Source organism: Paraburkholderia ferrariae NBRC 106233 (assembly GCF_000685035.1).
GTDB lineage: Bacteria > Pseudomonadota > Gammaproteobacteria > Burkholderiales > Burkholderiaceae > Paraburkholderia > Paraburkholderia ferrariae.
The window spans coordinates 37,633-51,770 of sequence record NZ_BAYB01000037.1 but is presented as its reverse complement, the minus strand read 5'-3'; the positions used below and the strand labels follow the sequence as shown (position 1 = coordinate 51,770).

The window sequence follows — 14,138 nt, the reverse complement described above, 5'->3', positions numbered from 1 at the left end:
GGAACATGAATATTATCTGGGCGCGCTCCCTTGTTTCGGTGGTCCTGCTCGCGCTCGTCTGTACGGGCGCCGGCGCGCTGTTCGGCGTGAAAGTCGCGCTTGTGCTGGCCGTTGCCGCACTGCTCGCACAACTCTTCTTCAGCACGTTTCACAAGCAGCGCCTCTGGCGCCTGCTCGACGCGCCGGTCTACGGCGAAGTTCCGAGCGCCCCCGGCGTGTGGGGCGAAATCTACTACCGCCTGCACAAGCTCGCGAAGCGCTGGCATGCCCAGGTGCGCCAGGTCGAGCAGCAGCATTCGCGGTTCATTCAGGCGATCCAGGCCTCGCCCAACGGCGTGGCGATGCTCGACGACCACGACCAGATCGAGTGGTGCAACGCGATCTCCGAACTGCACTTCGGGCTCGATGCGAAACGCGATCTGCGCCAGCACATCACGCACCTCGTGCGGCAGCCGGACTTCGTGCGCTACCTGAACTCGAACCATTACGAAGCCATGCTGATCATGCGCGGCATGGGCGCAAAACGGCAGAACGTGATTTCGGTGCAGGTGTTCCCGTATGGCGACAACCGCAAGCTGGTGCTTTCGCAGGACATCACGGAACTCGAACGCACCGACGCCATGCGGCGCGACTTCGTGGCGAACGTCTCGCACGAACTGAAGACGCCGCTCACGGTGCTCTCGGGCTTTCTGGAGACGATGCGCGAACTGCCGCTTTCGGAGAGCGAGCGGGCGCGCTACCTCGATCTCATGGAGCAGCAGGCCGCGCGGATGCGCCATATCGTGACGGACCTGCTCGTGCTCGCGCAGCTCGAAGGGGAAGGGCGGCAGCCTGGCGACCAGATGATCGATATGCGCGCGGTGCTTCGCCACGTGCGCGAGGACGCGGAGAATCTCTCGGGCGGCCATCATCGCATCACGGCCGACTTCGACGACAGTCTCAGTGTGAATGGTTCGGAGACCGAAATGCTGAGTGCGCTCGGCAATCTTGCGACGAACGCGGTGCGCTATACGCCCGAAGGCGGAACGGTGCATCTGTCGTGGCGCGCCGAGGGCGGCAGTGCCGTGTTCTCGGTGACGGACAGCGGCCTTGGCATTCCGGCCGCCGATATCCCGCGGCTCACCGAACGCTTCTACCGCGTGGATCGCAGCCGTTCGCGCGACACGGGCGGCACGGGGCTCGGTCTTGCGATCGTCAAGCACGTGCTGCAGCGCCACGACGCGGCGCTCGAAGTGAAGAGCGAGGAGGGGCGCGGCAGCACGTTCACGGTGCGCTTCCCGGTGGCGCGCACGGCGCGACGGCATCCGGCGCCGGCTTGAGGGTGACTTGTGAAGTCGACCTGAAACCCGGCTTCCCGCCAGGACCATAAAAAAGGCCGCGCAATGCAAAATTGCGCGGCCTTCGTTCTTTCAGCGGATGCCGCACGAAGCGCGGCATCCCGTACTCACGGGCAGAATTTCGCGAGCAGGCTCAACTGCGCGTTGCGCACCGACTTGCCCGCGCGGCGGCGCCGGTAGTGGCCGTCGCTTTGCATGAGCCACGCGGACTGGTTGTCGCCGAGGAAGGTGGAGAGCCCTTCGGCGATCACGCGGCGCTTGAGACGCCGGTCGTCGATCGGGAAGGCCACTTCCACGCGGCGGAACAGGTTGCGGTCCATCCAGTCGGCGCTCGACAGATAGACGTTTTCCGCACCGCCCGCATAGAAGTAGTAGATGCGGTGATGCTCGAGAAAGCGCCCGACGATCGAGCGCACCGTGATGTTCTCGGAAAGCCCCGCCACGCCGGGTTGCAGCGAGCAGACGCCGCGCACGATCAGGTCGATCTTCACGCCGGCCTGCGACGCTTCGTAGAGCTCGTCGATCACCGTGGGTTCGAGCAGCGCATTCATCTTCGCGACGATGCGCGCCTTCTTGCCGGCGCGCGCAGCATCGGCTTCGGCGCGAATGGCATCGATGAGGCGCGGAAGCAGCGTGAACGGCGACTGCCACAACTCGTGCATCGGCAGCTCGCCGCCAATGCCGGTGAGCTGCTGGAACACGTAGTGCACGTCCTCGCAGATCCTCGGCTGGGACGTCATGAGGCCGAAGTCGGTATAGAGGCGCGCGGTGCGCGGATGGTAATTGCCGGTGCCGAGGTGCACGTAGCGGCGCAGCACCATGCGGCCGTTGTGCGGCACGCGGCGCACGATCAGCATCATCTTCGCGTGGCACTTGTGGCCCACCACGCCATACACCACGTGCGCGCCCACGGCTTCGAGCTGCGAGGCCCAGTTGATGTTGGTTTCCTCGTCGAAGCGCGCGAGCAGTTCCACCACCACCGTCACTTCCTTGCCGTTGCGCGCGGCCTGCATGAGCGCGTCCATCAGCGGCGAATCGGTGCCGGTGCGGTAGATGGTCTGCTTGATCGCCACGACGTTCGGATCGTTCGCGGCCTGCAGGAGCAGTTCCAGCACGGGCTGGAAGCTCTCGTAGGGGTGATGCAGCAGCACGTCGCCCTGATCGATCACGTCGAACATGTTGCTGCTCGCGGCGATGCGCTTCGGAATGGCGGGCACGTGAGGCACGAACTTGAGGTCGGGGCGATCCACCATCTCGGGCAACTGCATGAGGCGCACGAGATTCACGGGGCCATCGACGTAATAGCAGTCCTTTTCGTTCAGGCCGCTTTCGTCCAGCAGGCGCTTGGCGAGATGCACCGGCGTTTCCGCCGATACTTCCAGCCGCACCGCATTGCCGAGGTGGCGCGCCGGCAGTTCGCCCTGCAGGGCGACGCGCAGATTGGTGATTTCGTCTTCGTCGACGAAGAGCTCGCTGTTGCGCGTGATGCGGAACTGATTGCAGCTACGCACGACGAGACCCGGGAACAATTCGCCCACGAAGCGCTGCAGCAGCGAGCCGAGCAGCACGAAACCGTGCTGGAAGCCCGAGAGCTCCTGCGGCATGCGCACGAGGCGCGGCAGCGCGCGCGGCGCCTGCACGATGCCCATGACGGCCTGGCGCCCGAAAGCGTCCTTGCCTTCGAGTTCGACCACGAAATTCAGGCTCTTGTTGAGCACGCGCGGGAACGGGTGCGCGGGGTCGAGACCGATCGGGGTAAGAACGGGCAGCAGTTCGTCGAGGAAGATGTTGCGCGCCCATTCGGTCTGCGCCTCGTTCCAGGCGTCGGTGCCGTGGAAGTAGATGCCTTCCTGCTCGAGCGCCGGCAGCACGGTGTCGTGCAGCATGGCGTACTGGCGGTGCACGAGACGCTGCGCGCGTTCGACCACGAGGTCGTACACATGCTGCAGGGACATGCCGTCGGGCGAGAGGGCGCCCGGATTGTCGCGCATCTGTTCCTGAAGCCCGGCCATGCGGACTTCGAAAAATTCGTCGAGGTTGCTGCTGGTGATACAGATGAAGCGCAGGCGTTCGAGCAGCGGGACCGCGGGGTCGGCGGCCTGCGCGAGCACGCGCTCGTTGAATCCCAGAATGCCCAGCTCGCGATTCAGTAGGGGGTAGCGGATGGACATCGGCAGTGAAAACGGAATGTCAGGATTTAATTCGAACGGACGCTCGGAAATTCGCACAGTATGATGACGTTGTTGTGACATTCGGTGTGTCATAAATTTTACGCCCCATTTTCACGAAAACGACAAGTCGCCCCGTAATCATGCACAGTGGTTCATGCTCGCCAGCGTGAGGAGCGACATCGTGAAAGCGGGTACGCTTAAAATGACATATTTGAACAGTGCGGCCGCCGCCCGGATGGCCGCACTCGCACGCATGGAGCCCGCCCCCTCGATGGTCACCAATCCGCAACTGCTTGCCGCCGTCGATCTCGGTTCGAACAGCTTTCGTCTGATCGTCGGCCGGATCGAAGAAACCGGGGCCGGCAGCCAGATCTACCCCGTCGATGCCCTGCGCGAGCCGGTGCGCCTTGCCGCCGGCCTCTCGAAGGACAAGATGCTCGACCGCGCCTCGCAGGTGCGCGGCTGGGATGCCCTCAAGCGCTTTGGCGAACGGCTGCGCGATTTCCATCCCGATCATGTGCGCGCCGTGGCGACCAACACGTTGCGCGTCGCCAAGAACTCGCGCGAATTCCTCGGCGAAGCCGAAAACGCACTCGGTTTCCCGATCGAAGTGATCGCGGGGCGTGAAGAAGCACGCCTCATTTATGCAGGCGCCGCGCATTCGGTGCCGGCGAGCGCGGGCAAGCGGCTCGTCGTCGATATCGGCGGCGGCTCGACCGAGTTCATCATCGGCGCGCACTACACGCCGATCCGCATGGAAAGCCTCTATATCGGCTGCGTGAGCCACAGCCGGCAGTTCTTCCCGGCCGGCAACGTGGACGAGTACACCATGCGCCAGGCCGAACTCGCCGCCACGCGCGAGATCCAGATCATTTCCGCCGACTATCGCCAGACCGGCTGGGAGCAGGCGATCGGCTCGTCGGGCACGGCGCGCGCGCTGGCCGAACTCGTGGAGGCGAATGGCTTCAACGATCCGGGCGTCACGCACGGCATCACGCGCGGCGGCCTCGAGCGCCTCAAGCGCGCGCTCATCAAGGCGGAGAACGTGAACCGCCTGAAGCTCGTCGCGCTCAAGCCGGATCGCATTCCGGTGCTGGCGGGCGGCCTCTCGATCATGATTGCCGTGTTCGACGAACTCGGCATCGACTATGCCGATACCACCGACGCCGCGCTGCGCCTCGGCGTGCTGTACGACCTGCTGGGACGTTCGCAGCACGAGGACATGCGCACGGTGACGGTGGAGGGCTTCATGCGCCGCTATGGCGTCGATCGCGCTCAGGCGGGCCGCATCGGCGAACTAGCCATGAACTTCTACGACCAGCTGGGCGAAGCCGACAAGGAGCGCCGCGAGGAAAGCCGCATGTTCCTCGGCTGGGCGGCTTCGCTGCACGAAATCGGGCTTTCGATCTCGCACAGCGCCTATCACAAGCATTCGGCCTATATCGCCAGCAACGCCGACATGCCGGGCTTCTCGCGCACCGACCAGGCGCGCCTGGCGGCGCTCGTGCTGGGGCACGTCGGCAAGCTCGGCAAGCTTTCGCAAACGCGCGACGTGGAGTGGCCGCTGCTGTTCTGCCTGCGGCTTGCCGCGCTGCTGTGCCGCCGCCGCGCCGACGTGGGGCTGCCCCAGATTACCGTCGCGCAGGAAGGCAGCGGCTATGAAGTGCGCCTGCCGAGCGCATGGGTGCAGAACAATCCGCTCACCGACTACAACCTCGTTCAGGAAGCGGCGGAGTGGGGCAAGATCGGCATTCCGTATCGCGTGGTTTATACGGAGGACTGATTGTTCGCCGCTGCCTGTGCCGCGGCGCGAGAAAGAAAAACGCCCGGCTTGCAGTTCAATCTGCAAGCCGGGCGTTGTGCTTTTTGCGCGGCGGCTACCGCTTGCGCGGTTGCGCGATGACGAGGCGGACTCAGCGCGGGGCCGCTTCGCCGAGGAAGTGGCGCGCGTAGCGTTCGTTGATTTCCGAAAGACGGAACAGCGTGAGGAAGTCGGCGCAGTTGAAGTCGGGGTCCCAGGCGGGCGCGCCGCAGATCTTCGCGCCGAGGCGCAGATATCCCTTGATGAGCGGCGGCGGTACGGCCGATGCACCGGTGCGCAATTCCTCGACCGGCAGCGGCGTGTGCGGGAACGCGCGATATTCCGGAGCGGTCAGCGCATGTTCGCCGAGCGCCGCGTAGAGATTGGCCGCATAGTGGCCGCCGTCGGCCATCGAAACGCTGGCGCAGCCGAGCATGGTCTCGTAGCCGTTGTGCGTCATGTAGGCGCCGAGACCGCCCCACAGCGACATGATGACCGAGCCGCTGCGGTAGTCGGGGTGCACGCAGGAGCGGCCCACTTCGACCATCTTCGGGCGCAGATGCGCGAGACGCGACACGTCGAACTCGCTTTCGGCGTAGAGGCGGCCAATGCGCAGCGCCTCGTGCGGCGGCAGCACGCGGTAGGTGCCGACGACCTTGAGCGTATCGAGGTCGCGCACGAGCAGATGGTCGCAGTAGTGGTCGAACGCATCGACATCGAGGCCCGCGGGGCCCGCGAGGTGCGCGCCCATTTCCTCGGCGAACACGCGGTAGCGCAGGCGCTGCGCTTCGCGCAGCTCTTCGTCGCTGCGAGCCCAGGCCATCTGCAGCCGATGCTGCGGGGTGACCGTTTCTTCGGCGCGCGGCAGGCGCCGGTGCGACTCGAACAGCGTCGAGGCGAGCGGCAGGATGGGCGTCGGCAGATCTCGCATGGGGCGTCCTGGTCGGAAGGTAATGGAACTTTTCCGGCAAATGTAGTAACGCGCGGTTACGGTTACATGGCATTGCAATGACGATTCGATGACGCCCTGAAAGGCCCGTGTAGGCGCAGAGGGGTGTGGCGCGGGATGGCCGGCGGCGTGGCGGATCCCCGCCGATGCACGCTGCGGGCATGGCGGGGAGCGGGAGGAGAGGGGTGTTGCGCGCCGGTAACGGCGGGGTGCGGTCTTCTTTCCGGGGATCTTCTTTAGATCAGGTCGGGCGTGATGGCGGCGTGCAGGACCGCCTGTTCGTCGCCGTTGCGCTCGCGGCTTGCGATCCACACCAGGGCGCCTTTCTTGAGCGCCCAGCTGCGCGGGTCCTGCCCGCTGGACAGAAGACTCGCGGCCACCTCGCCGAGCGTGGGCTGATGGCCGACGATGACGACGGTGGATGCAACGCCCTCGGGCCAGCCTGCTGTGTTGAGGACGTCGCTCACGCTCGCATTGGGGGCGAGTTCGCGCACGACGCGGTACTGATCGGTCAATGCCTCGACGGTCTGGATCGTGCGGGTGGCAGGGCTCGCCAGAATGAGCGCGTCGTCGGGCAGACGCGCGCGCAGCCACTTCGCCACGCTCTGCGCCTGCTTGCGCCCGCGGGGGGTGAGCTGGCGCGCGAGGTCGCTGGCGGCCATGTCTTCGGCCTCGGCATGGCGCCAGAGGATGAGGTTCATCGGCTTCTCCTGAATCAAGGGGAGCCCGTGGATGGGGCGGTTGCTCGGTCCCCGCATCTTGCACGCCCGGGATGGCCGCAGCAAGGCGTGGCGTTGGGGTTTGACGGGGGAGGGTGTGAGCCGCTACAATCTCTGATTCGTCGGAGCGTAGCGCAGCCTGGTAGCGCATCTGATTTGGGATCAGAGGGTCGTAGGTTCGAATCCTATCGCTCCGACCACGTATGCAAACCGCGAAACCCCCGCGCCGTAAGGCTTCGGGGGTTTTTCGTTTTTGGTTAGACCGCGCGTTGGCCGCGGAAAAATGGCGCTAAGGTAACGCTACAGGTAACAGCCACGGGGAGAAGCGATGCGCGTCGGCATTTGCCGCTTTTGCGGCGAAACGAAGTCCCTGATTCGAGCGCACATCATTCCCCAGTCCCTGTACCCGCGTGTCGCGGAGCACGAGTCCGCACTGCAGGATCAGCATGTCGTTGCCGTTCTGGATTGCGGTGCCGCCGCCGCCCTGAATGAGGCCGGCATTCGTGATCGTGGTGTTGCCGTTGGTCGAACGCACGCCGATCCCGTTGTCGCTGATGATCTGGCCGCCCGCGAGGTTCGTGATCGTTGCCGTGAACGAACTGCCCACCGTGTTCGACACGACGGCGTCCACATTGCCGCTGCTCGACGCGGTGCCCGTGGTCTGGATCGTGCCGTTGTTGACGAGCGTGTTATAGGCGCCCGTCGTGGTGATGACGCCCGTCGAGGCATTGGTGATCGTGTTGCCGTTGTTCACGCCGATCAGCATCGCACCGCGGTTCGCTACACCGGTGCCGTTGCCGGACAACGAGAGCGCGCCGTTGTTCGTGATGGTGCTCGAAGTATCGACAGAGAACGGTGTGGGTGTGCTCGCAAGCACATAGCTGCCCGTCGCGCCTTGCGCGATGTTGATGGCAATGCCCGTACTGCCGCTCGCGGCGCTTTGTTTTTCATGTCGCTCTCCCTGGCTGGTCAAGCATTCTGTTTGCAAACGGGCGTGTGATCCGCGCGTTATAGCATTTATCTCTAAAACAGCGGGGGACGGCGGCCAGGCGCTGCGTTGCGCCGATTTGGCCGGGAGAATTCCGCCGGATTCATCGCGCGCCCCTCTTTCCCAAATCCCAAAAAATACTGTATAAATATACAGGTGACGGTGCGGTTTTTGCGCCGGGCTGCCTTCCCGACATGCCCCCTTTTTCAGGCCGGGCAGGAAGGCGTATTCCCTTTTGACTGAGCCCTCTTGACCAGGCCCTTTGACCGAGCGCACTCATGGCAGCAGCACTTCAGCTTGCGGCGACGCACCTGCCGCCCCGGCTGCAAAGCCGGATCTGGCAAGGCGATCAGCTTGCGCACGCGCTCGAACGCACGGTGCCGAGCGGCCACGCCGCGCTCGACGCGCTCCTGCCCGGCGCGGGCTGGCCCGCGGGCAGCCTGACTGAGCTGCTGGTGGAGCAGGGCGGCATCGGCGAGATGCGGCTCGTCGCGCCGGCGCTGCGTACGCTGACGGCAACGGCCGGCCAGCATGTGCTGCTCGTCGGGCCGCCCTGGCAGCCGTATGCCTGCGCGCTGCAGGCCTGGGGTCTCGCGCTGGAACGCGTGATCTGGGTGCGCGCGGGCGAGGCCGAGGCGCCCTGGGTCGCTGAGCAGGCGCTGCGTCAGGAGGGCATTGGCGCCGTGCTGCTCTGGCAGGCGAAGGCGCGTCCCGACGCGGTGCGCCGCCTGCAGGTTGCCGCCCAGGACTCGCAGGCGCTCGCATTCCTGGTCCGCCCGCCTGCCGCGCGCAACCAGTCGTCGCCGGCGCCGTTGCGCATGGTCTGCACACCGGTGCCGCCGCCCGCGGATGCGAGTCTCAACCGGCGCCAGTGGATGCAGCTTGCCGCCATGTCCGTCGATATTTTCAAACGCCGCGGGCCGCCGCCCGCCCAGCCACTCGTCGTTACGCTGCCGCTGCAGGATGCCGTGCTGCCCCCCGCGGGGCCGGCCTTTGCAGCGTCGCGGCCCGGGGTCAATCATGTTGTGGATCGCCGTCACCTTGCCGCTCTTGCCGCTGGAGGCCGTGAGGCCGCTGTCTCTCCCGGGCCGGGCGTGTCTGCCTCCCTCTGACGCGCAGCCGCAGGACGGGCAGCACGCCCGCTGCTATGCGCTGGCCGATCACGCGCGCGTGCTGATTCCGGATCTCGACGCGTTTCATCTCGGCGTGCGCACCGACGGCACGCGCGCCCATGCGCTCGCGCTTGCGCCGGGGCTCGTGCTGCTCGAACCCGATCCGGCGCGCGAGACCCGTGCGTTCGAAGCGCTCGCGCTTGCGTTGCTCGCGTATACGCCGAAGGTGTCGTTCGCGCCGTCGCATACGCTGTTGCTGGAAGTCGGTTCCGGGCTGCGCCTGTTCGGCGGCGTACGCGCGCTGCTCGCGAAGGTGGCGGCCACGGTGGCCGGCTGCGGTCACGCCGCGCGCATCGCCTGCGCGCCCACGGCCTGGGGCGCGTGGACGCTCGCGCAGGCGCGCGCCACGAAGGCTGCGCGCCGCTGGCACGTGCTCAAGGAAGCGACGCTCGCGCGCGTGCTCGACGCGTTGCCGGTCACGCTCGCGCCGTTCGCCGCCCAGCACGAGCACGCGCTCACGCAGATCGGCTGCGCGACTTTTGCCGATCTGCGCCGTTTGCCGCGTGACGGTGTCGTGCGCCGCTTCGGTGACGGCGTGCTCACGTGGCTGGCCCAGGCGCGCGGCGAGGCGCCCGATCCGCGCGTGGCGTTCAGCGCGCCGCCTACGTTTCAGGCCGCGCTCGAATTGCAGGCGCGCGTGGAAAGCGCCGAGGCGCTGCTCTTCGCCGCGCGCCGTCTCGTGATGCAGCTGGCGGGCTGGCTCGCCGCGCAACACGTGGCGCTCACCGCCTTCGAGTTGCGGCTCGAGCACGAACTGGCGTCGCGCCACGCGCCGCGCACGTCGAGCCTCACGCTCGCGTGGGCGTCGCCCTCGCGCGACGCCGGGCATCTGCTGTGGCTGTTGCGCGAGAAGCTGAACCAGACCGAGCTGGCCGCGCCGGTGATCGGCCTCGCGCTCGTTGCCACCGAGGTGAGCGAATACGCTGCGCCCAACGACACGCTGTTCCCGATGCCCGAAGCGTCGGAAGCGTCGCTCACGCAGTTGTTCGAGCGCATAGGCGCGCGGGTGGGCGAGCAGAACGTGCTGCAGCTTTTTGTCGAGGACGATCATCGGCCCGAGCACGCGATGGCGGCGCGCCCGTATCGTGCGAATGCGCGGCGGTCGTCGGGCGGGAAATCAGCCAAAGCGGCCAGGCCCCGCAACCTGGCGAAGGATGCGGAGCCGGCGCCGTCCCCGCAGTCCTTGCTCGATCTGCCCGAGGTGCCGCTGCCGTCGCAGCCGCGTCCGGCATGGCTGCTCGAAAAACCGCTCAAGCTTGCCATGCGCGGCGACCGCCCGGTGTACCGGCGGCCCTTGAAAACGCTCACGCGTGCCGAACGCATCGAGGCCGGCTGGTGGGACGGCGAAGCGATCGGCCGCGACTATTACGTGGCTGCCGATGATCAGGGCCGCATGTTCTGGCTCTATCGCGAGCGCATGGGCGGGCAGTGGTATCTGCAAGGGCTTTTCGGCTAGCACGGCGATCATGTCGATGTCGGGTCCTGCGGACGAGGTGCCGCGCGCCGCCTCTTTCTTTGCTTCCGCGCAGCCGGGCGCCCAGGCGTCCGGGCCGGCTGCTTCGGCGTATCTGCCTGATTATGCGGAGCTGCACTGCCTCACCAACTTCACGTTCCTGCGCGGCGCCTCGCGCCCAAAGGAGCTGGTCGAGCGGGCGATCCAGCATGGCTACAAGGCGCTCGCCATCACCGACGAATGCTCGTTCGCCGGTATCGTGCGCGCGTTCAGCGCGTTGAACGAGCATGACGAACCGCTCAGGAAGGCACACGAAGAAGCCGTGCGCAAAGCGCAGGCGAGCGATGGCGCGGTGGCCGCGGCGAGGTTGGGGTCGTTTGCGCCGTCGCTGCATCTGCTGATCGGCAGCGAGCTGAATCTCGTCGTGAAGAACGAGATGGCCAGGGCGCAGGAAGAACCGTTCTGCACGCTCGTTGCGCTCGCAATGAACCGGGAGGGTTACGGCAACCTGTGCGAGCTGATTACGCTTGCGCGCTCGCGGGCGGAAAAGGGCGGCTATCGGGTGTATCCGGACGATTTCACCGACCCGGAGCCCGGCTTCGAACATCTGAAGCATTTGCGCGACTGTGTCCTGCTGCTGGTGCCGCAGCGCACGGCAACGCTCTCGCAGACGCTGCGCGCCGCCCACTGGCTGGCGGGTTTCGCGGCGGAGCGCGCATGGCTCGCGCTCGAACTCTGGCAAACCGGCGGCGACGATACGCAGATCGAAGCATTGCGCTACGTCTCGCAGGAAACCGGCTTGCCGCTGGTTGCCGCGGGCGGCGCGCTGATGCACGCGCGCTCGCGCAAGCCGTTGCAGGACACGCTGAGCGCAATCCGCATTGGCCGGCCGCTCGTCGCGTGCGGCCGCGCGCTGGAGCCGAGCGCCGAGCGGCATCTGCGTTCGCGCGTGCGCCTAGGCGTGCTCTATCCGCGCGAAGCACTCGACGCGACGCTCGACGTCGCGCGCCGCTGCACGTTCTCGCTTGATGAACTGGCCTACGAATATCCCGAGGAACTGGTGCCGGCCGGCGAAACGCCCACGACGTGGCTGCGTCGTCTCGTGATGCAGGGCGTGCGGGAGCGCTGGCCCGACGGGATGAACGAGAAGCGGAAAGGGCAGATCGAAGAGGAACTGAAGCTGATCGAGGAACTGAGATACGAGAAGTATTTCCTGACTGTCCACGACATCGTTCGTTACGCGCGTTCGCAAAACATCCTGTGCCAGGGCCGTGGCTCGGCGGCGAATTCGGTGGTGTGCTACTGCCTGAGAATCACCGAGATCGACCCCGTGCAGATGAACATGCTGGTCGCGCGCTTTCTGTCCCGCGCGCGCAATGAGCCTCCCGATATCGACGTCGATTTCGAGCACCAGCGGCGCGAAGAAGTCATTCAGTATATCTATCGAAAGTACGGAACCCGCCGCGCCGCGCTCGCGGCCACGCTCATCACGTACCGCTCGCGCAGTGCGCTACGCGACGTCGGCAAGGCGCTCGGGCTCGACGCCGCGCTCGTCGAAAAGATCTCGGGCGCGCAGCAGTGGTGGGACGGTCCCGATTCGATCGCCCATCATCTGGCGGAGGCGGGTTTTGCTGCGGACTCGCACGTCACGCAACAACTCATCCGGCTCACGCGCGAATTGCGTGGCTTTCCGCGCCATCTCTCGCAGCACGTGGGCGGTTTCGTGATCGCGAAGGACAAGCTCTCGCGCCTCGTGCCGATCGAGAATGCCGCGATGAAGGACCGCTATGTGATCGAGTGGGACAAGGACGATATCGACACGCTGCGGCTTCTGAAAGTGGACGTGCTGGCGCTCGGCATGCTTTCGGCCATCCGGCGTTCGCTGGCGTTCGTCGCGTTGCGGTATGGGTTGCCCAGGTTCGACGTGCAGGACATTCCGCGCGAAGATCCGGCCGTCTATGAAATGTGCTGTCATGCCGACACGGTGGGTGTGTTCCAGATCGAGTCGCGCGCGCAGCAGAGCATGCTGCCGCGCCTGAAGCCCCGCGCCTACTACGACCTTGTGATCCAGGTGGCGATCGTGCGGCCCGGGCCGATTCAGGGCGACATGGTGCATCCGTATCTGAAGCGCAGGGCGGGGGAGGAAAAAGTCGAATATGCGAAGGAAGACTTAAGGCCGGTGCTCGAACGTACGTACGGCGTGCCGATCTTCCAGGAGCAGGTCATGCATCTGGCGATGGTGGCCGCCGATTACACCGCCGAGGAAGCCGACAAGCTGCGCCGCGCGATGGCCGCGTGGCGGCGCGATGGCGACCTGCGGCCTTATCAGGCCGACCTCAAGCGCCGGATGATAGAGAAGGGCTATACGGCGGACTTCGCAGACCGCATCTGCAAGCAGATCGAGGGCTTCGGCGATTACGGCTTTCCGGAAAGCCATGCCGCGAGCTTTGCGCTGCTCGTTTATACGAGCTCGTGGATCAAGCGCTACGAACCGGCCGCCTTTCTGGCAGGACTACTGAACAGTCAGCCGCTGGGATTTTATTCACCCTCGCAACTCGTACAGGACGCGAAGCGCCACGGCGTGCAGGTGCTGCCGCCCGATATCGCGTTGAGCGACTGGGAGTCGGTGCTGGAGGAGCGCGACCAGCCGGGCATACGGATCGGTGCAGGCGAAGCCTGGACGCGACGGCCCGAGGTGATGCAGCAACAGCGCCAGTTACGTGCCGTGTGGCCGCACAGCCGGCCCCGGTTCGCGAGCGGCTTCATCCGCTGGATTGCGGGCCGGCGGCACGCCCGGGTCAGGCTGCCGCCTGGCCGCTACGGCCTGCGCGGACCGGCCGTGCGGCTCGGCTTCAGCCTTATGAAGGGTTTCCCGGAGGAAGCCGCGCAGCGCGTGATGGCGGCGCGCGCGGCTGCCCCCTTTACCGACGTCGACGATCTCGCGCGCCGCGCCGCGCTCACGCGGCGCGAACTGGAGGCGCTCGCGGCGTCGAACGCGCTCGCGAGCATTGCCGGGCACCGGCGCGAAGCCTGGTGGGCCGTGACCGCGCAGCATGCGGTGCCGGCGCTGCTGCGCGATGCGCCGCTCACGGAAGCGCCGCTTGCGCTGCCGCGTGCCTCCGAGGGCGCGGAGATCGTTGCCGACTACGCCAGTCTGCGGCTCACGCTGAATCGCCATCCGCTCGAATTACTGCGGCCGGGGCTCGCGAAGCAGCGCTTTCGCACGGCCGTACAACTGGCGCATTGCCGTCACGGCCGGTTCGTGCGCGTGTGCGGCATCGTCACGGTGCGGCAGCGGCCGGGAACGGCCAAGGGGACGATCTTCGTTTCGCTGGAAGACGAGACCGGTTCGATCAACGTGATCGTGCACGAAGCGCTCGTGGAGGCGCAGCGCAAGGTGTTGCTCGGATCGTCGCTGATGGCGGTGGAGGGCGTGGTGCAGCGCGAAGGCGAAGTGGTGCACCTCGTCGCGCGCCGCCTGGAGGATCACAGCCGGCTGCTCGGGCGGCTTGCGACCGAGAGCCGGAATTTTCATTGAGCGGGCGACT

General features: G+C 66.3%; 9 protein-coding genes and 1 tRNA gene. 6 read left to right on the top strand and 4 right to left on the bottom strand.

Going from position 1 to position 14,138, the window contains the following annotated elements; genetic code table 11:
- The first annotated feature begins 5 nt into the window (after positions 1 to 5).
- Positions 6 to 1,319 carry a phosphate regulon sensor histidine kinase PhoR gene (gene phoR, locus BFE01S_RS30950; RefSeq protein WP_028228843.1) on the top strand — a complete coding sequence of 438 codons (1,314 nt, stop codon included), beginning with the start codon at positions 6 to 8 and terminating at the stop codon, positions 1,317 to 1,319.
- A 125-nt stretch (positions 1,320 to 1,444) separates the two neighbouring features.
- Here phoR and ppk1 read toward each other — a convergent pair whose 3' ends face one another.
- Positions 1,445 to 3,508: a polyphosphate kinase 1 gene (ppk1, locus tag BFE01S_RS30945; protein WP_028228842.1), complete on the bottom strand. Its 2,064-nt coding sequence runs from the start codon at positions 3,506 to 3,508 to the stop codon at positions 1,445 to 1,447.
- 202 nt (positions 3,509 to 3,710) lie between these two features.
- Here ppk1 and ppx point away from each other — a divergent pair, with 202 nt between their 5' ends.
- The gene (gene ppx / locus BFE01S_RS30940) at positions 3,711 to 5,291 is read left to right on the top strand and encodes an exopolyphosphatase (protein WP_245621240.1); all 1,581 of its coding nucleotides are present in this window, start codon (positions 3,711 to 3,713) and stop codon (positions 5,289 to 5,291) included.
- 130 nt (positions 5,292 to 5,421) lie between these two features.
- Here ppx and BFE01S_RS30935 read toward each other — a convergent pair whose 3' ends face one another.
- Together BFE01S_RS30935 and sixA are read right to left on the bottom strand one after the other, a co-directional pair.
- Positions 5,422 to 6,240: a GNAT family N-acetyltransferase gene (locus tag BFE01S_RS30935; RefSeq protein ID WP_028228840.1), complete on the bottom strand. Its 819-nt coding sequence runs from the start codon at positions 6,238 to 6,240 to the stop codon at positions 5,422 to 5,424.
- Positions 6,241 to 6,494: 254 nt separating this feature from the next.
- The gene (sixA, locus tag BFE01S_RS30930; RefSeq protein ID WP_028228839.1) at positions 6,495 to 6,959 is read right to left on the bottom strand and encodes a phosphohistidine phosphatase SixA; all 465 of its coding nucleotides are present in this window, start codon (positions 6,957 to 6,959) and stop codon (positions 6,495 to 6,497) included.
- Between the two features lie 141 nt (positions 6,960 to 7,100).
- On the opposite strand from sixA, the gene BFE01S_RS30925 reads away from it, so the two are divergent.
- Positions 7,101 to 7,177 (top strand) — tRNA-Pro (locus BFE01S_RS30925).
- An 89-nt stretch (positions 7,178 to 7,266) separates the two neighbouring features.
- On the opposite strand, the gene BFE01S_RS30920 is transcribed toward BFE01S_RS30925, so the two are convergent.
- Complete coding sequence (locus BFE01S_RS30920; protein ID WP_028228838.1) at positions 7,267 to 7,950, bottom strand: hypothetical protein; 684 nt, start codon at positions 7,948 to 7,950, stop codon at positions 7,267 to 7,269.
- A 293-nt stretch (positions 7,951 to 8,243) separates the two neighbouring features.
- Here BFE01S_RS30920 and imuA point away from each other — a divergent pair, with 293 nt between their 5' ends.
- From imuA to BFE01S_RS30905, 3 genes are read left to right on the top strand one after another with little or no spacing between them, the layout of a single operon-like run.
- Positions 8,244 to 9,077, top strand: a complete 834-nt coding sequence (imuA, locus tag BFE01S_RS30915) for a translesion DNA synthesis-associated protein ImuA (protein WP_028228837.1) — start codon at positions 8,244 to 8,246, stop codon at positions 9,075 to 9,077.
- Positions 8,986 to 10,593, top strand: coding sequence for a Y-family DNA polymerase (locus BFE01S_RS30910; protein ID WP_042339131.1), 1,608 nt, complete (start codon positions 8,986 to 8,988; stop codon positions 10,591 to 10,593). The genes imuA and BFE01S_RS30910 overlap by 92 nt, the downstream gene beginning before the upstream one ends.
- Before the next feature lie 16 nt (positions 10,594 to 10,609).
- Positions 10,610 to 14,128, top strand: a complete 3,519-nt coding sequence (locus BFE01S_RS30905; protein ID WP_084170255.1) for an error-prone DNA polymerase — start codon at positions 10,610 to 10,612, stop codon at positions 14,126 to 14,128.
- The last annotated feature ends 10 nt before the right edge of the window (positions 14,129 to 14,138 follow it).

Excerpts from the sequence above, each read along its gene's own strand:
- BFE01S_RS30935 (WP_028228840.1), bottom strand. The coding sequence starts at position 6,240 with ATGCGAGATCTGCCGACGCCCATCCTGCCGCTCGCCTCGACGCTGTTC.
- ppx (WP_245621240.1), top strand. The coding sequence starts at position 3,711 with ATGACATATTTGAACAGTGCGGCCGCCGCCCGGATGGCCGCACTCGCA.
- BFE01S_RS30905 (WP_084170255.1), top strand. The coding sequence starts at position 10,610 with ATGTCGGGTCCTGCGGACGAGGTGCCGCGCGCCGCCTCTTTCTTTGCT.
- BFE01S_RS30910 (WP_042339131.1), top strand. The coding sequence starts at position 8,986 with ATGTTGTGGATCGCCGTCACCTTGCCGCTCTTGCCGCTGGAGGCCGTG.
- sixA (WP_028228839.1), bottom strand. The coding sequence starts at position 6,959 with ATGAACCTCATCCTCTGGCGCCATGCCGAGGCCGAAGACATGGCCGCC.
- imuA (WP_028228837.1), top strand. The coding sequence starts at position 8,244 with ATGGCAGCAGCACTTCAGCTTGCGGCGACGCACCTGCCGCCCCGGCTG.
- ppk1 (WP_028228842.1), bottom strand. The coding sequence starts at position 3,508 with ATGTCCATCCGCTACCCCCTACTGAATCGCGAGCTGGGCATTCTGGGA.
- phoR (WP_028228843.1), top strand. The coding sequence starts at position 6 with ATGAATATTATCTGGGCGCGCTCCCTTGTTTCGGTGGTCCTGCTCGCG.